General features: G+C 68.8%; 19 protein-coding genes and 1 pseudogene. 17 read left to right on the forward strand and 3 right to left on the reverse strand.

Annotated features, from left to right (window positions below; translation table 11 throughout):
- Positions 1-60 precede the first annotated feature (60 nt).
- The 6 genes from R8F63_19600 to R8F63_19625 are packed head-to-tail and all read left to right on the forward strand — an operon-like array spanning position 61 to position 6,513.
- Positions 61-1,197 (forward strand): substrate-binding domain-containing protein, encoded by a 1,137-nt coding sequence (locus R8F63_19600; GenBank protein ID MDW3220814.1) that lies wholly within the window; start codon positions 61-63, stop codon positions 1,195-1,197.
- The gene (pstC, locus tag R8F63_19605) at positions 1,194-2,585 is read left to right on the forward strand and encodes a phosphate ABC transporter permease subunit PstC (protein ID MDW3220815.1); all 1,392 of its coding nucleotides are present in this window, start codon (positions 1,194-1,196) and stop codon (positions 2,583-2,585) included. Before R8F63_19600 ends, pstC begins: the two co-directional genes overlap by 4 nt.
- Positions 2,585-3,505, forward strand: a complete 921-nt coding sequence (gene pstA / locus R8F63_19610; protein ID MDW3220816.1) for a phosphate ABC transporter permease PstA — start codon at positions 2,585-2,587, stop codon at positions 3,503-3,505. The genes pstC and pstA overlap by 1 nt, the downstream gene beginning before the upstream one ends.
- 5 nt (positions 3,506-3,510) lie before the next feature.
- Positions 3,511-4,362, forward strand: coding sequence for a phosphate ABC transporter ATP-binding protein PstB (pstB, locus tag R8F63_19615; GenBank protein MDW3220817.1), 852 nt, complete (start codon positions 3,511-3,513; stop codon positions 4,360-4,362).
- 16 nt (positions 4,363-4,378) lie between these two features.
- A complete protein-coding gene (phoU, locus tag R8F63_19620) occupies positions 4,379-5,821 on the forward strand; it encodes a phosphate signaling complex protein PhoU (protein MDW3220818.1) in 1,443 nt (480 codons plus the stop codon).
- Complete coding sequence (locus R8F63_19625; protein ID MDW3220819.1) at positions 5,818-6,513, forward strand: response regulator transcription factor; 696 nt, start codon at positions 5,818-5,820, stop codon at positions 6,511-6,513. The genes phoU and R8F63_19625 overlap by 4 nt, the downstream gene beginning before the upstream one ends.
- Before the next feature lie 42 nt (positions 6,514-6,555).
- Here the strand turns inward: R8F63_19625 and R8F63_19630 are convergent, their stop codons facing one another.
- Complete coding sequence (locus R8F63_19630) at positions 6,556-6,816, reverse strand: hypothetical protein (GenBank protein ID MDW3220820.1); 261 nt, start codon at positions 6,814-6,816, stop codon at positions 6,556-6,558.
- Between the two features lie 63 nt (positions 6,817-6,879).
- Here R8F63_19630 and R8F63_19635 point away from each other — a divergent pair, with 63 nt between their 5' ends.
- A complete protein-coding gene (locus tag R8F63_19635; protein ID MDW3220821.1) occupies positions 6,880-9,831 on the forward strand; it encodes a 3'-5' exonuclease in 2,952 nt (983 codons plus the stop codon).
- A 118-nt stretch (positions 9,832-9,949) separates the two neighbouring features.
- Positions 9,950-10,717, forward strand: coding sequence for a hypothetical protein (locus R8F63_19640; protein ID MDW3220822.1), 768 nt, complete (start codon positions 9,950-9,952; stop codon positions 10,715-10,717).
- On the opposite strand, the gene R8F63_19645 is transcribed toward R8F63_19640, so the two are convergent.
- Positions 10,718-11,284, reverse strand: coding sequence for a hypothetical protein (locus R8F63_19645; protein MDW3220823.1), 567 nt, complete (start codon positions 11,282-11,284; stop codon positions 10,718-10,720).
- Between the two features lie 114 nt (positions 11,285-11,398).
- Here R8F63_19645 and sucC point away from each other — a divergent pair, with 114 nt between their 5' ends.
- The 4 genes from sucC (at position 11,399) to R8F63_19665 (ending at position 15,543) form a co-directional block, all read left to right on the forward strand.
- Positions 11,399-12,538, forward strand: a complete 1,140-nt coding sequence (gene sucC, locus R8F63_19650; protein MDW3220824.1) for an ADP-forming succinate--CoA ligase subunit beta — start codon at positions 11,399-11,401, stop codon at positions 12,536-12,538.
- 14 nt (positions 12,539-12,552) lie between these two features.
- Positions 12,553-13,437 (forward strand): succinate--CoA ligase subunit alpha, encoded by an 885-nt coding sequence (sucD, locus tag R8F63_19655; GenBank protein ID MDW3220825.1) that lies wholly within the window; start codon positions 12,553-12,555, stop codon positions 13,435-13,437.
- A 97-nt stretch (positions 13,438-13,534) separates the two neighbouring features.
- Positions 13,535-14,575, forward strand: coding sequence for an N-acetylmuramoyl-L-alanine amidase (locus R8F63_19660; protein ID MDW3220826.1), 1,041 nt, complete (start codon positions 13,535-13,537; stop codon positions 14,573-14,575).
- Entirely contained in the window at positions 14,572-15,543 is a 972-nt protein-coding gene (locus R8F63_19665; GenBank protein ID MDW3220827.1) for an N-acetylmuramoyl-L-alanine amidase, read from the forward strand. Before R8F63_19660 ends, R8F63_19665 begins: the two co-directional genes overlap by 4 nt.
- Before the next feature lie 3 nt (positions 15,544-15,546).
- Here R8F63_19665 and R8F63_19670 read toward each other — a convergent pair whose 3' ends face one another.
- Positions 15,547-16,014: a hypothetical protein gene (locus R8F63_19670; GenBank protein MDW3220828.1), complete on the reverse strand. Its 468-nt coding sequence runs from the start codon at positions 16,012-16,014 to the stop codon at positions 15,547-15,549.
- A 99-nt stretch (positions 16,015-16,113) separates the two neighbouring features.
- Here R8F63_19670 and purH point away from each other — a divergent pair, with 99 nt between their 5' ends.
- From purH to icd, 5 genes and pseudogenes are all read left to right on the forward strand, one after another.
- Positions 16,114-17,670: a bifunctional phosphoribosylaminoimidazolecarboxamide formyltransferase/IMP cyclohydrolase gene (gene purH, locus R8F63_19675; GenBank protein ID MDW3220829.1), complete on the forward strand. Its 1,557-nt coding sequence runs from the start codon at positions 16,114-16,116 to the stop codon at positions 17,668-17,670.
- The gene (locus R8F63_19680; GenBank protein ID MDW3220830.1) at positions 17,670-18,392 is read left to right on the forward strand and encodes a lysophospholipid acyltransferase family protein; all 723 of its coding nucleotides are present in this window, start codon (positions 17,670-17,672) and stop codon (positions 18,390-18,392) included. The genes purH and R8F63_19680 overlap by 1 nt, the downstream gene beginning before the upstream one ends.
- A gap of 35 nt (positions 18,393-18,427) precedes the next feature.
- The gene (locus R8F63_19685) at positions 18,428-19,129 is read left to right on the forward strand and encodes a hypothetical protein (GenBank protein ID MDW3220831.1); all 702 of its coding nucleotides are present in this window, start codon (positions 18,428-18,430) and stop codon (positions 19,127-19,129) included.
- A 133-nt stretch (positions 19,130-19,262) separates the two neighbouring features.
- Positions 19,263-20,114, forward strand: coding sequence for a methylenetetrahydrofolate reductase (locus R8F63_19690; protein ID MDW3220832.1), 852 nt, complete (start codon positions 19,263-19,265; stop codon positions 20,112-20,114).
- Positions 20,115-20,150: 36 nt separating this feature from the next.
- A pseudogene (gene icd / locus R8F63_19695) lies at positions 20,151-21,350 on the forward strand (NADP-dependent isocitrate dehydrogenase).
- The last annotated feature ends 55 nt before the right edge of the window (positions 21,351-21,405 follow it).

Here is a 21,405-nt window from a genome sequence, read left to right on the forward strand (position 1 = left end):
CAGCCGGCGTTCATCTCGGGGCCGGAGAGACGACACGCGGGCCCCGTAGATTCGCAACCGGTGACCGAGCTCCTGCCCCCCACGCGCGCCGATCGAGTCCGGGCCGTCGTCCTGGTGCTCACCTTGCTGGCGGTCTTCGGTGGGGTCGCGGCGATCGTCGACGCACTCGGTGACGAACCGACCGTGATCGTCCAGTCCCGCTCCACCACCGACGACGACAACGTCGGTCCGACCACACCGTCGGGCCCACTGGAGGGCTCGTTCCTCGTGTCCGGTTCGTCGACGGTGTACCCCATCGTGCTGAAGCAGGCCGAGGCGTTCGGTGAGGACAACGGCGGCGTCGCCATCGCGGTCGAGGGCCCGGGTTCGGGTGACGGCGCCCGCAAGTTCTGCGCCGGCGAGGTGCCGATCGCGAACGCCTCGCGTCTCTACAAGGACGAGGAGATCGAGATCTGCGAGGCCAACGGCATCGAGTTCATCGAACTCCGGCGCGGCATCGACGGCATCACCGTCATCACGTCGGCGGAGAACGACGAGATCGACTGCGTCTCGTTCAACGATCTCTATGCGCTGCTCTCGGACGAGGCCTTCGGCTTCGACTCGTGGGCGGACGCGAACGCGATCACGGCGAACTGGAACGGCACGGTGTTCCCCGATGTGCCGCTCCAGGTCTTCGCCCCCGGCCAGGAGTCCGGCACCTACGACTCGTTCGCCGAGATCGTCATCGAGTCGGTCTTCGCCGGCAAGACCGGACTCGACACCGAGTCTCGTGAGTTCGTCGAGTCGATCCGCAACGACTACACGGCCAGCACCAACGACACCGTCATCCTCCAGGGCATCGAGTCGAGCCGGTACAGCCTGGGCTGGGTCGGCTACGCCTTCGCCCAGGAGGCGTCCGACGGGGGAACGGCCCGCATGCTCCCCGTCTCCAAGGGCGACGGCGGGGCCTGCGTGGACCCGAGCCCGGAAACCATCGCCGATGCGTCGTTCCCGATCGCCCGCTTCCTCTACACCTATGTGAACGCCGAGGCCGCCGCCACCGACCCGGCCGTGGCCGCGTTCGTCGACTACATGTTGAGCGACGAGGGTCTCGAGGCGGTATCCGCGGTCGGCTATGTGGACCTGTCGCCGGTCGATCAGACCCGCACACAGACGATCTGGACGTCACGGCTCACGGGGACCGGCCAGTGGGAGTGAGTGTGCCGACGCTCCAGGCGCGGGCGTGGATCGGTGCCGTGGAGGTGTTGCTCTTCCTGGTCCTGGCGCTCGCCTTCGCTCTGGCCGAGTACTTCCTTTCGGGACTCTTCACCGACTTCGGGCCCTCGAACTTCTGGCTGGCGTTCGTCGTCCTCGCCGCGTGGAATGCATGGCACTTCGCGGGATCGCAGACGGCGCTCGGCGCGGTTGTCGGCCACACGGTCCTGACGCTCGACGGCCGACCGGCATCGGTGCTGACCATCGCCGTCCGCCAACTGATCCGCTTCGGCGTGCTCTACGGCATCCCCGTGCTCGCCATCGACTTCGACCTCCGGGTCGGGCTGCTGATCTGGGCGGTCGTCGGCGTGGTGGCCCGGTACACGCCGGGGCATCGGGCGCCGTGGGACCTCGCGGCGGGAACCATCCTGGCGACCGACTTCGGGTCGCCGAAGGGACTCGCCTCGCTCCCGCTCGTGCAGCAGCCGTCGGACCTCCGACTCGACCCCCGCCGCGCCAGGCTCGACCGGCGGGCCTCCCGGCTGATGTTCCTCGCCGGGCTCACCTCGGTCGTCATCAGTGCGTTGATCGTCTGGAACATCTTCACGGAGGCATGGACCTTCGTCGCCGACGACGAGTTCAGCTGGGGGATCCTGACCGATCGCGGGTGGTTCCCCCGCGACGGCGAGTTCGACCTCTCGACGCTCTTCGTCGGCACGCTCTGGATCACCGGCATCGCGATGCTCGTGGCCGGCCCGGTGGGACTCGGCGTCGCGTTCTACCTGTCCGAATACGCGTCACCGCGGGTGCGCGGCGTGGTCAAGCCGCTCATCGAGACGCTCGCGAGCGTGCCGTCGGTCGTGCTCGGACTCTTCGCGATCAGTTTCATCGCCCCCGAGATACTCCAGCGGATCTTCGACGACATCGGGATCTTCTCGCTGCTCGCGGCAGGCATCGGCGTCGGCATCCTCACCGTCCCGATCGTCGCGTCGATCTCCGAGGACGCGATGCGCGCCGTGCCGATGGAACTGCGCGAAGCCAGCTACGGGCTGGGTGGGCGCAAGGCCACCACGGCGCTGCGCGTGGTGTTTCCCGCCGCGCTCTCGGGCATCTCGGCCGCTGCGATCGTCGGCATCTCACGCGCGATCGGCGAGACGATGGTCGTCTTCATCGCGGCCGGGGGCAACGGCGTGTTCAACACCGACCCCGTCGACCAGGGGCAGACCATCACGGCGGCGATGGCGTCGCTCGGCGCCGGCACGGACCAGGTGGCCGGATCGGGCCTGGCGTTCCAGAGCCTGTACTTCCTCGGTGCGCTCCTCTTCATCATGACGATGCTCCTCAACGTCATCTCCGACGTGATCGTCCGACGATTCCGGCAGGCCTACTGATGGCCGGTCCAACGACCACGGTGGACCTCGGCGACCTGCGGGCCCGGCGCGGTGCCGACGTGCGCGGCCAGATCTTCCTGGCGCTGCTCGTCGCGTCCGTCGTCCTCGCGTTCGCGATGGTCGGTGCCGTCTTCTACGACGTCACCGTCGACGCGTGGGACATCATCTCGAACCGGCTCGGGGACTTCCTCCGCATGCCGTCGTCGTCCGATCCGACGAAGGCCGGCGTCGCCCAGGGCATCCGGGGCAGCCTCCTCATCGCCCTCATCGTGGTGGCCACGTTTCCCATCGGTATCGCCGGGGCGATCTATCTCGAAGAGTACGCCGACGACACCTGGAGCACCCGCCTCATCCAGGTGACCGTGCGGAACCTCGCCGGGGTGCCGTCGATCGTCTACGGCCTGCTCGGGCTGGCCGTCTTCGTGCAGTCCCTGCGCGGGCTGACCGGCGGGTCCTCGGTGATCGCGGCCGGATTGACCCTCGCGGTGCTCGTGCTTCCCGTGGTGGTCATCACGTCGGCCGAAGCGGTCCGCGCCGTCCCCCCGGCCCTGCGCGAGGGGGCCTACGGCCTCGGCGCCACCCAGTGGGAGGTCATCCGGACACAAGTCGTGCCCGCGGCGTTGCCAGGCATCCTCACCGGCACGGTGCTCGCCGTGGCGCGTGCGCTCGGTGAAGCGGCCCCGCTGCTCGTCATCGGCGCGGCCGGGTTCTACACGACCGGCAACCTCGACTTCCTCGAGCAGACCCAGGGCGCGTTCACCGCCCTCCCCATGAACATCGCCAACTTCGCCCGCCTCCCTGCGGAGACGTGGCGGGGCCACGCCGCGGCTGCGAGTGTGGTCCTGTTGGTGCTCGTGTTCATCGTCAACCTCGTGGCGATCACCGCCCGAGCCCGTATCTCCAAGAAACTCGGACGCTGATGCAGATGACTGAACCAACCACCCGGATCGAGACGAACGCGACCGTCGGCGCGAGCGAGTCCGTGCCGCCGGACCCGGCGAGCGAGGTCTTCGCCGTGCGCGATCTCAACGTCTACTACGCCGATCTGCGCGCCGTCGCCGACGTTGACCTCGACGTGCACGAGCGTCAGATCACGGCGTTCATCGGGCCGTCGGGCTGCGGCAAGTCGACCGTGCTGCGCTGCTTCAACCGGATGAACGACCTGATCGACATCGCCCGGGTCGAGGGGTCGGTTCGCTATCGCGGCATCGATCTCTACGACGCGGCGGTCGATCCGGTCGCGGTGCGGCGCCGCATCGGCATGGTGTTCCAGAAGCCGAACCCGTTCCCGAAGTCGATCTACGACAATGTCGCCTACGGCCCCCGGGTGGCCGGACAGAAGGGGAACCTGGACGACGTCGTCGAGCAGTCGCTGCGCGATGCCGGCCTCTGGGACGAGGTGAAGGATCGCCTCGACGGCTCCGCCCTCGGCATGTCGGGCGGGCAGCAGCAGCGCCTCTGCATCGCCCGTGCGATCGCCGTCAACCCCGACGTGTTGCTCATGGACGAACCGTGCTCGGCGCTCGACCCGATCGCGACCGGACGGATCGAGGAGCTCATGAAGGAGATCCAGAACGACTACACGATCGTGATCGTGACCCACAACATGCAGCAGGCGGCGCGGGTCAGCGACCGCACCGCCTTCTTCACCGCCGAGTTGGACGAGTCGACCGGCCAGCGGCGCGGCAGACTGGTGGAGCTCGACGACACCGGCACCATCTTCTCGAATCCCTCCGACGAGCGGACCGAGGCCTACGTGACCGGCCGATTCGGTTGAGTCGAGAGGAGACGCCGTGACCGAGATCCGCACCCAGCTCGACGATCGTCTGCGCGTCATCGAGACCAAGCTCCTGGAGATGGCCGAGCTCGTCTCGGTGCGGGTCGGCGACGTCACGTCCGCGATCCTCGAGGGGGATGTCGAGGCGGCCGACCAGCTGGTCCGGGCCGATGACGACATCGACCTGCTGTCGCTCCAGGTCGAGGAGGGCTGTATCGACACGCTCGTGCGCGAGCAGCCCGTCGCCCGCGACCTGCGGTTCGTGGTCGCGGCGATGCACATCAACACCGACATGGAGCGATCCGGTGACCTGGTCACCAACATCGCGAAGGCCGTTGGCCGGCTCCAGGGCGCGCACCCCGATGATCACGTCCGCGATCTGGTCGCCCGGATGTCCGCCCAGGCCCAGGTGCTGATGCGACGCGCCGCGGAGTCGTTCCGCAGTCGCGACGCGGAGCTGGCGGCGTCGATCGACGAGCTCGACGACGTGCTCGACGACCTGCACTATCGCTACATCCAGCACGTCATCAGCGACGCCCGCCGCGGTGACCTCGATCCCCAGCAGTCGCTCCAGCTCGCGCTGGTCGGCCGCTTCTACGAGCGCATCGGCGATCACGCGGAGAACATCGGCGAGCGGGTCCGCTACATCATCGACGGATGGCTGCCGGAGGCGCAGGCGGCCGAGCGGGCCCGGGCCCGGATCGCGAGTGACGAGTTCCGACCGACCCGGGGTCTGGCCGTGATCGACTCGGTGGCCGAGGAGCGCCGGATCGACGCCATCCGCCGCGACTTCGTCGCCAACGTGTCGCACGAGCTCAAGACGCCGGTGGGCGCCATCTCGCTGCTCGCAGAGACCCTCGCGTCGGAGCAGGACGAGACCGATCGCGATCGCCTCACGGACATGCTGCAACGCGAGGCGAAGCGCGTCGGCGACATCATCGACGACCTCCTCGAACTCACGCGGCTCGAGGAGACCGAGACGGCGACGAAGAAGATCGACGTGGACGACATCGTGCGCCGGGCGGTCGACAAGGCCCGCGGTCTCGCCGACGCCCACCGGGTGGAGATCGCCGTGGTCGGCGTGCCGAGCGACCTCGTGGTGCGGGGCGAGCGCCGTCAGATCGTCCGCGCCCTCACGAATCTCCTCGACAACGCCGTGCGCTACTCCGATCCCGACTCGCAGATCTCGCTCACGGTCGAGGCGGTCGAGGGCGCCGTGACCATCACGGTGCGCGACAGCGGCGTCGGGATCCCGCGGACCGAACTCGAGCGGGTGTTCGAACGCTTCTACCGCGTCGACCGGGCCCGCAGTCGCGAGACCGGCGGCACGGGCCTCGGCCTGGCCATCGTGCGCCATGTCGCCCAGAACCACGGGGGCAGGGTGCTCGTCGAGTCCAAGCCCGGCGAGGGGTCGAGCTTCACCCTCCAGCTACCGACCGTCGGTGCGGCCTCGCAATGACCGCGAATGTCAGCGTGCTCGTCGTCGACGACGAGCCGGCCTTTCGCGAGGGGCTCCGCCAGGCGCTGAAGCAGGAGGGCTTCATCGTCCACCTCGCCGCCGACGGCGAGGAGGCGCTGGAGGTCTGGCGTGCGTACAAGCCGGACGTCGTTCTGCTGGACGTGATGCTCCCGCGGATGTCGGGGATCGACGTCTGTCGCGCGATCCGTGCCGTCGACGAGACACCGGTGATCATGGTGTCGGCCCGCAACGAGGAGATCGACGCGGTCGTCGCCCTCGAGGTCGGCGCCGACGACTATGTCGCCAAGCCCTATCGGGTACGCGAGCTGGTCGCTCGGATGCGCACCGTGCTGCGGCGAGCCTCCGTGGCGGCACCCGCCAGCGAAGAGGACACCGTGCTGGAGGCGGCCGGCGTCCGGCTCGACCGGGAGCGGCACGAGGTCACCCGTGACGGCGAACTCGTCCAGCTGCCGCTCAAGGAGTTCGACCTGCTCGCGCTCCTCATGGAGAACCAGGGCCTCGTGGTGACCCGCCAGACGCTCATCGACCGGGTCTGGGGCTACGACTATGTCGGCGACACCAAGACCCTCGACGTCCACATCAAACGCCTCCGAGCCAAGATCGAACCCGACCCCGAACACCCCGCCGTGATCGTCACCATCCGCGGCCTCGGCTACAAACTCGCCGGCTAGCCGCTTCACCTGGGGTCTGACCCGCGCTTCACCTTCGGCCGGTCAGTTCTGCTGGAGGAAGATTTCGTTCCAGAGCTCGGCGAACGCGTCGGTCTCACCCCGGAGTCGTAGCCAGACGATCGCGAAGACGAGCGTGCCGATCGCCAGTCCGACGGCGCCGGGCCCCGGATCCGGCAGACCCCGCCGACGCAGGCGGACGATCCACACGATCGAGCAGGCCAGGGCGGCGAACACGAGCGCCACCAGGATCGGCGCGGCGCTTCCCATCCGCTCGTCCCACTCGCTGAGATGGTCGGCCAGCACGTCTGTGATCCTCGCGCAGTCGGGGCGGCCCTCGCTGTCAGCCCCCCTCGCTAGGGTGAGCCGGTGCCCGACTCGCCCCTCCTCGACGGCCTCAATCCCGCCCAGTTCGACGCCGTCATCCACAAGGGCGGGCCGCTTCTCGTCGTCGCCGGTGCGGGCTCGGGCAAGACCCGCGTTCTGACCCATCGCATCGCGCACCTCATGGAAGAGGGGATGTCACCGTTCGAGATCCTCGCCATCACCTTCACCAACAAGGCCGCCGGCGAGATGAAGGAGCGGGTCGGCGGGCTCGTCGGACCGGTGGCGCAGAAGATGTGGGTGTCCACCTTCCACTCGGCCTGCGTGCGGATCCTTCGCCGCGACGTCGAACGTCTCGGCTTCCCGTCGCGCTTCTCGATCTACGACCAGGCCGATGCGGTGCGCCTCACCGGCTACGTGATCCGCGATCTCAACCTCGATCCGAAGCGGTTCCCGCCCCGCTCGGTCCACGGCGCCATCTCGGCGGCGAAGAACGACAACATCGGCGCCGAGCAGTATGCGGAGGACGTCCAGCAGATCTTCGAGCGCAAGATCGCCGACGTCTACTTCGAGTACCAGAAGCGGCTGCTCACGGCCGGCGCGATGGATTTCGACGACCTGCTGCAACGCACCGTCGAGCTCTTCCGGGCCCACCCGGACGTGCTCGACGGCTGGCGACGCCGCTTCGGCCACGTCCTCGTCGACGAGTACCAGGACACCAACCCCGTCCAGAACGATCTCGTGCTGATGCTCGCCGAGGAGCACCGCCAGGTCACCGTCGTGGGCGACAGCGACCAGTGCCTCCCCCCTGGCACCCTCGTGTCCACCCCGGCGGGCGACCGGGCGATCGAGACGTTGGTCGAGGGTGACCTCGTCCTCGGGACCGGCGGCGGAGCCGACCTCGTCGCTCGACCGATCTCCCACGTGCACCGGTCGATCCACGCCGGTCGGCGTTACCGGATCCATGCGGGCGAGCACGTGATCGAGGGCACACCGCACCACATCATCCCGGCCCGACTCGGTGGCTACACGCCTGGCGCCTGGCTCCTCTGGGACTCGGTTCTCGGCTACCGCGTGGGCGAGTCCGTGCCGGTCGGCGCGAAGGCGTGGTCGATACCGCGGGAGGTCGTGGACGTCCCCGCGGGGACGTTGTTCGAGACGCTCGATCTCCATCCCGACTTCCCGCACGTCCGTCATGATTCGGCGGTCGAGCTCGCGATGTTCGAGGTCGACGGACGCCACCGCGTCGGTGAGATGGCCTTCACCTCCTACCGCGAAGCGACTTCGGCCGCCCGGCTCGTCGCCGGGGATAGCGGTCTCGAGATCGCTCGGCGGGCGGTGATCGATGGCGACGTTCATCCGTTCCAACCGCTGTCACACATCCGGCCCGGTATGACCGTCAAGGTCGTCGGTCCGGCTGGCTTGGTCGACGCGGCTGTGGATCGGGTCGAGATCGTCGAGACCGACGGGCCGGTCTACGACCTCGAAGTGGACGACATCCACACCTACGTGGCCGGCGGCGTGCTCGTGCACAACAGCGTCTATGGCTTTCGCGGCGCCGACATCCGCAACATCCTCGAGTTCGAGGACGCCTTCCCCGACGCGACGGTCGTCGTTCTCGAGCAGAACTATCGTTCGACCCAGTCGATCCTCGATGCGGCGAACGCGGTCATCGCGAAGAACGTGGGCCGCAAGCCGAAGGACCTGTGGACCGACCAGGGCCCCGGCGACAAGATCGTGCGCTACCACGCGGACGACGAATCCGACGAGGCCCAGTACGTCGCCAACGAGATCGCCCGGCTCCACGACCAGGAGCACATGCGCTACGACGAGATGGCGGTCTTCTACCGGACCAACAGCCAGTCCCGCGTGCTCGAGGAGTTCCTGCTCCGGGTCGGGATCCCCTACAAGGTCGTCGGCGGCACCCGCTTCTACGACCGCCGCGAGATCAAGGATGCGATCGCCTACCTGCGAGCGATCGTGAACCCCACCGACGAGGTGTCGGTCAAGCGGGTGATCAACACCCCCAAGCGCGGCGTCGGCGACTCGTCGATCGGCAAGCTCGACGCGTGGGCCACCCGCACCGGCGAGTCGTTCGACCAGGCGGTGGTGCGCTTCGACGAGGCCGGCGTGTCCGGCCGCGCCGCCACCGGCATCGAGAAGTTCCTCGTGCTGACCACCGAGATCCGCAAGCTCGATGCGAGTCCGGCGACCATCATCGAGGAGGCGCTCGATCGCTCCGGCTATCTCGAGGAACTCCAGGCCGAACGCTCGGTCGAGGCCGAAGGAAGGCTCGAGAACCTGTCGGAGCTGGTCGGCATGGCCCGCGAGTACGAGACGGTCGACGAGTTCCTCGAGCAGATCTCGCTGGTCAGCGACACCGATGATCTCGACGAAGCGGAGTCCACCGTCACCCTGATGACCCTCCACTCGGCGAAGGGGCTCGAGTACCCGGTCGTGTTCATCATCGGGATGGAGGACGGCGTGTTCCCCCACATCCGCGCCCTCGGCGAGCCCCACGAGCTCGAGGAAGAACGCCGCCTCGCCTACGTCGGCATCACCCGGGCGATGCAGAGGCTGCACCTGACGAGCGCGTGGAGCCGCATGCTCCACGGCACCACGCAGTACAACCCGCCGAGCCGGTTCCTCGACGAGATCCCGGCCGAGTTGGTCGAGGAGGTCGGTGGTGCCCGCATGCTGCGCAGTCGCAAGGAGCGCAGCTCCTACGGAGGCGGACACGGCGGCGACCGTCAGCGCGTCGGGGCGAGCCGTGAACACATCGTGGAGCAGGCGATCTCCGCGGGGGCCGGGCCCACCCCGTCGGGGGCCGACACGATGGGGCTGCGCATCGGCGACGACGTGCGCCACTCCCAGTGGGGCGAGGGCGTCATCATCGACATCGAGGGCAGCGGCGACAAGGCCGAGGCGAGCGTGCACTTCCCGTCGGTCGGGGAGAAGCGGCTCCTGCTCAGCTGGGCGCCCCTCGAGAAGATCTGACCCACCCGGCTCGGCGAGTTCGGGACGTGGGACTTTTGGCCCAGATCCGTTGATGCCGAAGGCCATCGGCCGACACGAGAGGTGACATGTCACTTGTTCCCGAGCGCGGCGCGCTTCGATGACGGACGTCCGCGTGCCGTCTGCTCCGACGACGATGGGTCGTCGCACGTTCCTCGGCCGGACGGCCGCGGTCGGCGTGGCGACCTGGGCCGTACCGACGGTGCTCTCCACGGACCCGGTGGCCGCGGCGACCGGCTCCTGCTCGGGCGTGTCCGTCTACGAGTTCACGTCCGGACTCGAGGGGTGGACCATCGACAACTCGTGGGGCTCCGGCGTCGACGGCCTGTGGAACCACAACACCGAGGCGAGCCGCGACGGCGGGTCGCTCCACTACGGTCGCGGCACGAACGGCAACTTCGAGACGGGCTCGAGCCGCAACAGCGGACGGGTGCTGTCCCCCGAGTTCGAGATCCCCTCGTCGGGGACCACCGAGGTCCGCTTCACGGTGTGGCGTGAGGTCGAGACGCAGGACGACGGCTACGACCGCCTCCGCCTGCGGATGGTCGGGCCACCGAACTCCACGCTCTATTCGGTCTCGTCGATCGGCAACACCTCGGGGTTCGAGCTCCACACCATCTCGCTGCCCGGCGGTGCGCGCGGCCGCACCGTGCAGTTCCAGTTCGACTTCGACACCCGTGACGGTCTCTACAACGACCACGAAGGCATCTACATCGGTCGCTTCGAGGTCGACGCCTGCCCGCCGCCGGGCGCGGGCGCATCCTTCGCCCCGCTCGCTGCGTCCCGCTTCAGCGCGTCGGCGTCCTCCGCGTCCTCCGCGTCCTCCGAGGATGCCGAGGCGGACGCGCCGCCTCCCCCGCGCCGCTGATCACTCGTCGGCGCAGCTGAGATCCGGACCCTCGGGTGCGGGATCGTCGTCCCCGTCACCCACTGCGGCGGCGACCTCCTCGGCCGTCTCGTTGAGGAACACGATCACCTTGTCGTCGATCACCTCGACCGGATAGCGGACCAGGCCGCACCCCAGCTCGTCGAACGTCACGTCGTCGCAGACCCGGTCGGTGCTCGAGACCATCGAGAACGTTGCGGTCGCCGGATCCCACACGACCGAGCAGTCGCGCGGGTCGCCGACCCGCCGGGCGGAGAACGCGAGCCAGCCGACGTCGGGGTCGTCGCCGACGTGCTGGACGTAGAGGTCGCGCTGGCCGCTGCTCCCCGCGTCGGCGTAGAGGATCGGCCCCCGGGCATCGATCTCCTCGGCCTGACGCGTGGTGAAGCCGGCATCGAACTGCGCATCGCCGAGCTGGATCTGCACGTCCCCGCTGCTGCGGGCGACCCACAGGACCATGCCGCCGAGCACGAGCGCGATGATGACGCCCGTCAGCCCGACGAGAATGGCGCTGCGAGCATTGATCTGCGGTCCGCGGGCGACGGGCATGAGCTCCTCGGCGAATGTGGAGGGGGTGCAGGGACCCGCCTAGTATCGCCCGAGTGCCGCCGTGGGGCCGCTTCGGCCGGTGCGGCACTTTTCGCGTCTTATCAGGAGGATCCGGTGGATCTATTCGAGCACCAGGGCAAAGAGTTCTTCGCCCAGTACGGCATGCCGGTCAGTCCCGGCGAGGCGGCGTTCAGCGTCGACGAGGCGGTCGCGGCCGCGGAACGGCTGGGCACGCCCGTGATGGTGAAGGCCCAGGTCCACACCGGTGGTCGCGGCAAGGCCGGGGGTGTGAAGTTCGCCGGCGACATCGATGCCGTCCGCGAGCATGCGGGCAACATCCTCGGGCTCGACATCAACGGTCACATCGTGCAGCGCCTCTGGATCGAGAAGGCCAGCGACATCGCCGAGGAGTACTACGCCTCGTTCACGCTCGACCGCTCGGCCAAGAAGCACCTCGGCATGCTGTCGAAGGAAGGCGGCGTCGAGATCGAGACGGTCGCGGAGGAGAACCCGGACGCGATCGCGAAAGTCTGGATCGATCCGGTGGACGGGCTGGACGAGGACGTCACCCGCGCCTGGGTCGCGGCCGCGAACCTGCCGGACGCCGCGGTCGAGGGCACCGTCGACATCCTCCAGAAGCTCTACACCGCCTACACGGAGGGCGACGCCGATCTGGTCGAGATCAACCCGCTCATCCTCACGCCGGAGGGCAAGGTGCACGTGCTCGACGCCAAGGTGACCCTCGACGGCAACAGCGAGTTCCGCCACGAGGACTACGCCCAGTACGACGAGACCCAGCCCCGCGACGAGCGCGAGGAGGCAGCCCACGCGAAGGGTCTGCAGTACGTCGGGCTCGAGGGCTCGGTCGGCGTCATCGCCAACGGCGCCGGCCTCGCCATGAGCACGGTCGACGTGGTGAACCAGGTCGGCGGCAGCCCAGCCAACTTCCTCGACATCGGCGGCGGCGCGAACGCCGACGTGATGGCGGGCGCCCTCGAGGTGATCAACAACGATCCGGCCGTGAAGTCGATCTTCATCAACATCTTCGGCGGGATCACCCGCGGCGAAGAGGTGGCGAACGGCATCATCGAGGCGATGAACCGGGTCGCCATCGACTCGCCGATCGTGATCCGACTCGACGGGACGAACGCCGACGAAGGTCGGGCGATCCTCGCCCCGAACCTCGACGACAAGCTGATGATGGAAGAGACGATGTTGGACGCGGCCCGCAAAGCCGTCGAATTGGCGAGCTGAAGGACCAGACGAACATGAGCATTTTCGTAGACGAGAACACCAAGGTCATCTACCAGGGTCTCACCGGCTCGCAGGGCAGCTACTACGGCCGCCTGAACGCCGAGTACGGCACCCAGGTGGTCGCCGGCACGCACCCGAAGAAGGCGGGATCCGACGTCGACGGCGTCCCGATCTACGCCAACGTGGGTGACGCGGTGGCGGCGACCGGGGCGACCGCGAGCTGCATCTTCATTCCCGCACCCGGCGTGCGCGGCGCGGTGATGGAGGCCGCCGAGGGTGGCGTCGAGTTCATCGTCGCCATCACCGAAGGGGTGCCGGCCCACGACGAGGCGTACTTCTACAACGAGCTGAAGCGGAGCTTCCCGAAGGTGCGCCTCCTCGGCCCGAACTGCCCGGGGATCATCAGCCCGGGCAAGTGCAACATCGGCATCACGGCCGGCCACATCGCCAAGGAGGGTGGCCCGGTCGGCATCGTGAGCCGCTCCGGCACGCTCACTTACCAGGCGCTGTACGAGCTCAAGCAGAAGGACATCGGCGTGACGACGTGTGTCGGCATCGGCGGCGATCCGGTCCCGGGCACCTCGTTCATCGACTGCCTCGAAGCGTTCGAGGCCGACCCGGAGACCAAGGCCGTCATGATGATCGGCGAGATCGGTGGCTCGGCCGAAGAGGAAGCCGCCGACTTCATCAAGAACCACATGACCAAGCCGGTCGCCAGCTACATCGCGGGCGTCACCGCTCCTCCCGGCAAGAAGATGGGGCATGCCGGTGCCATCGTCTCGGGCGGCAAGGGCACGGCTGCCGCCAAGATGGAAGCGCTCCAGGACGCCGGTGCGAAGGTCGGCAACAACCCGACCGAAGCCGGCGAACTCATGGCCGAGATCGTCGCCGGTCTCTGACGCATTCGAGAGAGGGGACGAGATGGGACGGGGCTCTGAGCCCCGTCCCATCTCGGGGTGTCACCACTTGGGGTCCGGTGGCTGACAGCGTGGAGTCGTGATCCCTCGCGCCCTGGTGGCTGTCGCTCTTCTCGCCGCCGCGTGTGGGACCTCCTCGGTCGAGCTCGCGGACGAGCCCGACGTCGTCACGCCCAGCACGGTGACGTCCTCGACGACCACCACCACGACCACGACGACCAGCACCACGACGACGACCACGACGACGACCCTGCCGGTGCCGCCGCTCGCCTTCGACGAGCAGGGGGTGCCGATCAACGGCCAGACCTCCGGCGTCGTCCGCACCCCGACCGGCTGGGTCGTGCCCGTGCTCGAGCGGCTCGACGACGGTTTCCGCGTGTGGACGCCATGCGGGAGCGAAGCGGTGATCGGGTCCGGCACGTTCGTCGACTCGGTCGACATCGTCATCGACCCGGGACACGGCGGCTCGGAACCGGGTGCGGTCGGTCCGGGCGGCACCAAGGAAGCGGACATCAACCTCCAGGTGAGCCGGCGCGTGCGCGACGGTCTCGAGGCCGCGGGATACTCGGTGATGCTCGTGCGGGACGCAGACGTGCGGGTGCCGATCGTGACCCGCGCCGAGATCGGACGGGCCCTCGACCCGATCGCCTTCATCTCGATCCACCACAACGCCGGCATCGACGCGCTCAGCCCGACGCCCGGCACCGAGATGTTCCACCAGGTCGCGTCCGAGGAGTCCCGCCGGCTGGCCGGCCTGCTCTACGAGGAGACGCGCGAGGCCCTCGATGGGTACGGGTCGGAGTGGTACGCGATGAGTGACGCCGGCGCCATGCCGCGCGAGAACCGCGAGGGGCTCGACTACTACGGCGTGCTGCGGCGCCCCGGCCCGGTGCTCAGCGTGCTGGCCGAGTTCGCCTACATCACGAATCCGGTGGAGGAGGAGCTGCTGAACCGGGCCGACGTCCAGGATGCGCTCGCCGGTGCCGTCGTCGATGCCGTCGACCGGTTCACCGGAACGGACGATCCGGGCTCCGGGTTCACGGAGGACCCGATCTTTCGCGGCTACGGACCGACGGGTGCCGGGCGCACCACCAACTGCGACGATCCGGAGCTGGAGTGAGGCGGCCGCTCGCGGTCGGCGCGCTCGTCGTGCTGCTCGCCGCCGCCTGCACGGGCGACGAAGGAGGCGATCCGGTGCCCACCCTGTTCGACGACTCGACGTCGACCAGCGAGGTTCCGGCCGACGGCTCGAGTTCCTCCACGACCACGACCACCACGGCCCCGATCTCCACCCGGCTCCCCCCGCTGCCGACGGACATCCCCGGCGCGGTGCGGGCGGCGGACGGCACCCTGCGCGCCGTGACCGGCACGGATGGTGAGGTGTGGAACATCCGGGGCGCCTGCCGTGAGACCGCCGTCGAACCGGCGTCGACCGCGGTGCTCGTCGGCCCGCAGCACGTCGTGCTCGACCCGGCCGGTGGGGGAGCCGACGATGACGACGCGGCCCGGGTCCTCGTCCTCGCCGAAGCCGTCGCCGAGGACCTGCGGGAGCACGACATCGCGGTGACGTTGACCCGCACGTCCGACAGCCCCCTGTCCGGCGAGACCCGCGGCGCGGCCGGGGCCGCGGTCGGGGCCGCCGCGTTCATCACGCTCGCGCTCGGCGACGGCGGCGAGTCGACGACGACGCCGCGGCCCGCCGTGCACCACCAGAGCGACGATGCGGAGAGCCGGCGGCTCGGGGGCCTCGTCCACACCCACCTGCGCGCCGCGCTCGTGGCGATCGGCGGGGAATGGTCTGCCCTCGCGGACGCCGGGGTGCGCCCGCTGCTGAACCAGCGGGGTGAGGACTACTTCGCCGTGCTCCGCGCGAGCGCGCCGCCCGCCGTGCGCGTCACGGTGCTGGCGTCGGCCGGGCGCGAAACGGCCCTCCTCGACGACGAGGAGGGCCGATCCACGATTGCCATGGCACTGGCCGAAGCCATTGCCCGCTTCCTCGTCACCGACGAGGTCGGTGACGGGTATGTCGAACCGGACAATCCGGTGCGGCAGGCGCCGACGTCGAATGCGCCGGGCGGCTGCCCCTGAAGCTCAGAACTGCGTGGGGGCTTCGCCGCCGCCACCGTCCGTCGCCCGCATGTCCATCACCGCAGCGGCGACGATCACCGCGGAAGCGATGAAGCCGAGCAGCACGCCGATCTCGCTCGGACCACCGAGGAAGAAGCCGAACAACGGAACGAAGGCGATCATGCCGAGCATGAAGTGGAGCTGGTTGTGGTCGAAGCCGAGGATCTTGTCCGGCATCTTGACCCCCGCGAACTGCTGGGCGGCGACCCCGCCGGCGACGGCGGCACCGATCAGGAACACGAAGATGCCGAACAGTCCGAAGGCGTCGTTCTCCCAGCCGCTGACCCCGAGGTCCGGGCTCCCGCTTCCGAAGACGTCGTCGAAGTCGATGTTGAATCCGATCTCCGCCCAGTCGAGGAACGTGCTGATGGCCAGCACCACCCCTCCTGCGATCAGCATGATCGTGCTCGGCTTGATGTCGTTGTTTTCCATGAGCCCTCCCGCGGCTACACCTGAACCGACACAGTAATACCAAGAGGGGGTCGTCGCCGTGGAAGGTCGCTCACGACGGCTTTGCTAGGTTCGCCCGTGATGTCGAACGAACCCGTCCGTCGCGCCCTTCTGTCCGTCTACGACAAGACCGGAATCGCCGATCTGGCCGCCGGTCTGGTCGACCTCGGGTGGCAGCTGATCTCGAGCGGCGGGACGGCCCGGGCGATCGCCGACGCCGGCCTTCCCGTCACCGACGTGGCCGAACACACGGGTTCGCCGATCATGCTCGGCCACCGCGTCGTGACCCTGCACCCGAAGGTCCACGGCGGGATCCTCGCCGATCGCGACGACCCCGAGCACCGGGCCGACATGGCCGAGCACGACATCGTGCCGATCGACCTCGTGGTCGGCAACCTCTACCCGTTCGGCACGAGCATCGCCGAGTTCCAGCACGGCGCGGGCCGACCCGAGGAGCTGATCGACATCGGTGGCCCGGCGATGGTGCGGGCCGCGGCCAAGAACCACGCCCAGGTCGGCGTCCTCGTCGATCCCGAGGACTACGGCACCGTGCTCGCCGAGTTGCGCGCCGAAGGGTGGCTCTCGCACGCCACTCGCTGGCGCCTCGCCCGGTCCGCCTTCGCCCAGACCGCGGCGTACGACGCCGCCATCGTCACGTGGTTCGACGAGACGGACGAGGAGGCGGACACCCTGCCGCCCACGATCCATCTCGCGCTCGAGCGCCGTGACGTGCTCCGCTACGGCGAGAACCCCCACCAGTCCGGTGCCCGCTACCGCCCGATCGGCGAGACGAGCATGTGGGACACCGTCGAGCAGCACGCCGGCGTCGCCCTCAGCTATCTCAACCTCTTCGACGCGGACGCGGCCTGGCGGCTCGCCCACGACCTCGGCGATCAACCCGCGGTCGCGATCATCAAGCACGCCAATCCGTGCGGTGCCGCGATCGCCGACGACCTCGCGACGGCCTACCAGCGGGCGTTCGCCTGCGACCCGCGCAGCGCGTTCGGTGGCATCGTCGCGACGAACCGGATCATCGACCTCCCCACGGTCGAGGCCATGGAGGACGCGGCGCAGGCGGACGTGGTGATCGCGCCGGGCTACGCCGACGGCGTGATCGAGCGACTCGTCGCCAAGCGCAAGAACACCCGCCTGCTGACGGCCGCCCCTCCCGCGCCGGCCACCGGGCTCGAGATCCGCCAGATCGGCGGCGGCTATCTCGTGCAGGACGCCCACCACTTCGCGGCGGAGCCCGCCGACTGGCAGGTGGTCACCCAGCGTCAACCGACGGCCCAGGAACTCGCCGACGCCGCGTTCGCCTGGCGGATCTGCGGGCACGTGAACTCGAACGCGATCGTGCTGGCCAAGGACGGCGTCGCGTGGGGCATCGGCGCCGGTCAGCAGAATCGCGTCGAGTCCGGGGAGATCGCGGCGACGAAGGCCGACGGACGGGCCAAGGACGGTGCCTGCGCGAGCGACGCGTTCTATCCGTTCCCCGACGGGATCGAGGCGGCGGCGGATGCCGGCGCGGCGATCATCGTGCAGCCGGGTGGCTCGGTCAACGACGAGAAGACGATCGCCGCGGCCGACGCGCGGGGGATCGCAATGGTGTTCACCGGCGAACGCCACTTCCTGCACTGATGACCGGATCGGATGCGGCCGAGACCGACGATTCCGTCGGGGAGAAGCCGGCGAAGAGTCTCGAATGGGCCCAGCGGGTCGGCCACAACCGCTCGTCGCTCGCGTTCTACCGTGTCGTCCACTTCCTGATCCGCACCCTGCTGCATCGCTGGTTGCGGACGCAGATCCGCGGCGCCGAACACCTCAGCACCGAGGGGCCGGTGATCATTGCTCCGGTCCATCGCTCGAATCTCGACGCCCCGCTGATCGCCGGGGCCGGCACCCGCCGGATGCGGGCGCTCGGCAAACGCTCGCTGTTCACCAACCCGGTGAGTGCCTGGGTCTGTGCCGCGCTGGGCGCCATCCCACTCCGACGCGGGGAAGCGGACCGGGACGCGATGCGGGCGGCTCGCACGATCCTGGACGACGGCGAGATGATGATCGTCTTCCCCGAGGGCACGCGGCAGTCGGGTGACCGGGTCCAGGGCGTCTTCGACGGGATGACCTATCTCGCGAACAAGACCGGCGCCGTGATCATCCCGATCGGGATCGCGGGGACCGAGGCGGCCCTGGCGTCCGGCTCCAAGGGGATCAAGCGGGTCCCCACGGCGGTGGTCGTCGGTGAGCCGATCGCCGCGCCAGAGGGGCGGATGAGTCGCCCGGCGCTGACCGCCTTCAGCGAGGACGTGGGCGCACGACTCCAGGCGGTGTTCGACGAGGCGAACGAGCTCATCCGGACATGACCGGTCGCGCCTCTGGCGCGTGCAACGATTGGGGAATGCGAATCACGGCGGCCCTCCTTCTCGTGGCGATGCTCGCGAGTGCCTGTAGCGACGACGCGGGCGACAACGCGTCGACGACCACGACGTCCACGACGACGTCGACCACGGCTCCGACGTCCTCCACCACGTCGACCACGACCACGACGAGCACCACCACCACGACCACGACGAGCACCACCACCACGACGACATCCACGTCGACCACCACCACGCTGCCCCCACCCAGCACGACCGATCCCGCCCTGTTCGAGTCGTTCACCACCGCCGAGATGCAGGAGGCGCTGGCCGACACCCACGTCTATCTCGGCGGCGCGATCATCGACGAGGCGTTCGACTGGGCCGTCGAACAGTGGGGGCTGGGCACCGTCGACGATGTCGTCGCCTGGTACGACGTCGGCGGCGACATGGAGGTGTGGGTCTCCGAGCTCATCGAGCGCACCGACGACGGCATCCCGATCTGGCACCGGACCGACCTCGTCCTCACGACCTACCTGCCGGAGAACGGCTGGGCGTTCTCCGCCCGCTGCCGGCTCGGCGGCGACCCGACCGAGGGCGTGTTCGCCTGGTACGACCCCGGCGACGGCTCGGCCCAATGGGTCCCTGCGGTCGAGGCATGGCGAGTCGACTTCCCCTCGGGCGTCGCCGCCCCGATCAACGCGGGTGTGGTCGACTGCGAGAACGAGGGATTCGGCATCTGATCGCCCGGTTCCGGGGCGATTCTGTCCCGGTTCGCGGAACGATTCCGGTCTGTGGAACACGCCGCGTTTCGGTTCCGTGAATGAGTCGAATGCCCCGGTTTCGGCACGAAGCTAAGGCGTACCTTGGTGCGCCATGACCACGATCCGTGATCTGCTCGAACGCGGCCGCACCCTCTCGTTCGAGTTCTTTCCGCCCAAGACCCACGAGGCCCGGTCCAAGCTGCGCGCCACGGTCGACCTGCTCGAGAAGGCCGAACCCGACTTCGTCTCCGTCACCTACGGCGCCGGCGGCACGACCCGTGAGACCACCCGCGACACGGTGCTCGACTTCATCGAACACCGCACCTTCCCGGCGATGCCCCACCTCACGTGCGTCGGGCACAGCTACGCCGAGGTCGTCGACCTGATCGACGACTACAAGGCCCACGGTGTGCACAACATGCTCGCCCTCGCCGGCGATCCCCCCGAGGACGGCAGCCCCAATCCCGGCGACTTCCGCTACGCGCTCGAGCTCGTCGAGGCGTTGCGGGAGCACAGCGACATGTCGATCGGCGTCGCCGCGTTCCCGGAGATCCACCCCCGCTCCGTCTCGCGTGAATCGGACCGACACCATCTCGCGGAGAAGCTCGACGCGGCGGACTTCGGCATCACCCAGTTCTTCTTCGACCCCGCCGACTACTTCGCCATGATGGAGGACCTCGCGGCGCTCGGTTGCGACACACCGGTGCTTCCGGGCGTGATCCCGGTGATCAATCCGGCGAGCGTCCGTCGTTTCGCCGACATGAACGGCTCGGCGGTCGACGAGGAGCTGTGGAGCCGCCTCGAGGCGGCTGCCGATGCCGACGAGCGGCTCGAGATCGCCGTCGACGCGACGGTCCGCCAGATCGACGAGTTGCTGGCCGGGGGCGCCCCCGGCGTCCACATCTACACGCTCAATCAGGCTGCCGCGACCGTCCGGATCTGCGAGCGGATCGACATCCGCTGACGTCTCGTTTCGGGGGCGCATCGGTATAAGGTCGCCCGCATGGCTGACAAGATCACGATGCAGGACGACGGCACGCTCGCCGTACCCGACAACCCGATCATCCCCTTCATCGAAGGTGACGGCACGGGGGTCGACATCTGGCCTGCCGCGAAGCTCGTGCTCGACGCCGCCGCCGGCAAGTACGGCCGGACCATCGAGTGGCGGGAGGTCCTCGCCGGGGAGAAGGCCTTCAACGAGACCGGCGACTGGCTTCCCCAGGCGACGATCGACGATTTCAACGAGTACCTCATCGGCATCAAGGGTCCGCTGACCACGCCGATCGGTGGTGGCTTCCGCAGCCTCAACGTTGCGATCCGTCAGATCATGGACCTCTACGTCTGCCTGCGCCCGGTGCGCTGGTTCACCGGCGTGCCGTCACCGGTCAAGGAGCCCCAGCTCGTGGACATGGTGATCTTCCGCGAGAACACCGAGGACATCTACGCGGGCCTCGAGGTCGAGTCCGGCACGCCGGAAGCCAAGAAGATGATCGAGATGCTGCACGACGCATTCGGCTGGGAGATCCGCGAGGACTCCGGCATCGGCGTGAAGCCCATCTCGAAGATGGGGTCCCAGCGCCTCCAGCGTGCCGCGATCGAGTACGCGGTCAAGCGGGGCCGCAAGCGGGTCCACTGGGTCCACAAGGGCAACATCATGAAGTTCACGGAGGGCGCCTTCCAGAAGTGGGGCTACGAGCTCGTCCGTGAGGAGTTCTCGGATGTCGCGGTCGGTTGGGACGACTGCGGCGGCGACGCGGGCGACAAGATCCTCGTCCAGGACGCCATCGCCGACATCGCCCTCCAGCAGGTGCTCACCCGCCCGTCGGAGTTCGACGTGATCGCGACGATGAACCTCAACGGTGACTATCTGTCCGACGCCCTCGCGGCCCAGGTCGGCGGCATCGGCATCGCGCCGGGGGCGAACATCAACTACGTCACCGGCCACGGTGTGTTCGAGGCCACCCACGGCACGGCGCCGAAGTACGCCGGCCAGGACAAGGTGAACCCGTCATCCGTACTGCTCTCGGGCGTGATGATGTTCGAGCACCTCGGCTGGCAGGACGCCGCCGACGACATCATCACCGCGGTCGAGGCCACCATCGGCGACAAGGTCGTCACCTACGACTTCGCCCGACTCATGGACGGCGCCACCGAGGTCAAGTGCTCCGAGTTCGCCTCCGCGATCGTCGACCGCCTCTGACGGTGCGAGGGGTCCGGCGCTCCGTCGCCGGCGACGACATCGTCGACCGCCTCTG

The organism is Acidimicrobiales bacterium (assembly GCA_033344915.1).
GTDB lineage: Bacteria > Actinomycetota > Acidimicrobiia > Acidimicrobiales > Aldehydirespiratoraceae > JAJRXC01.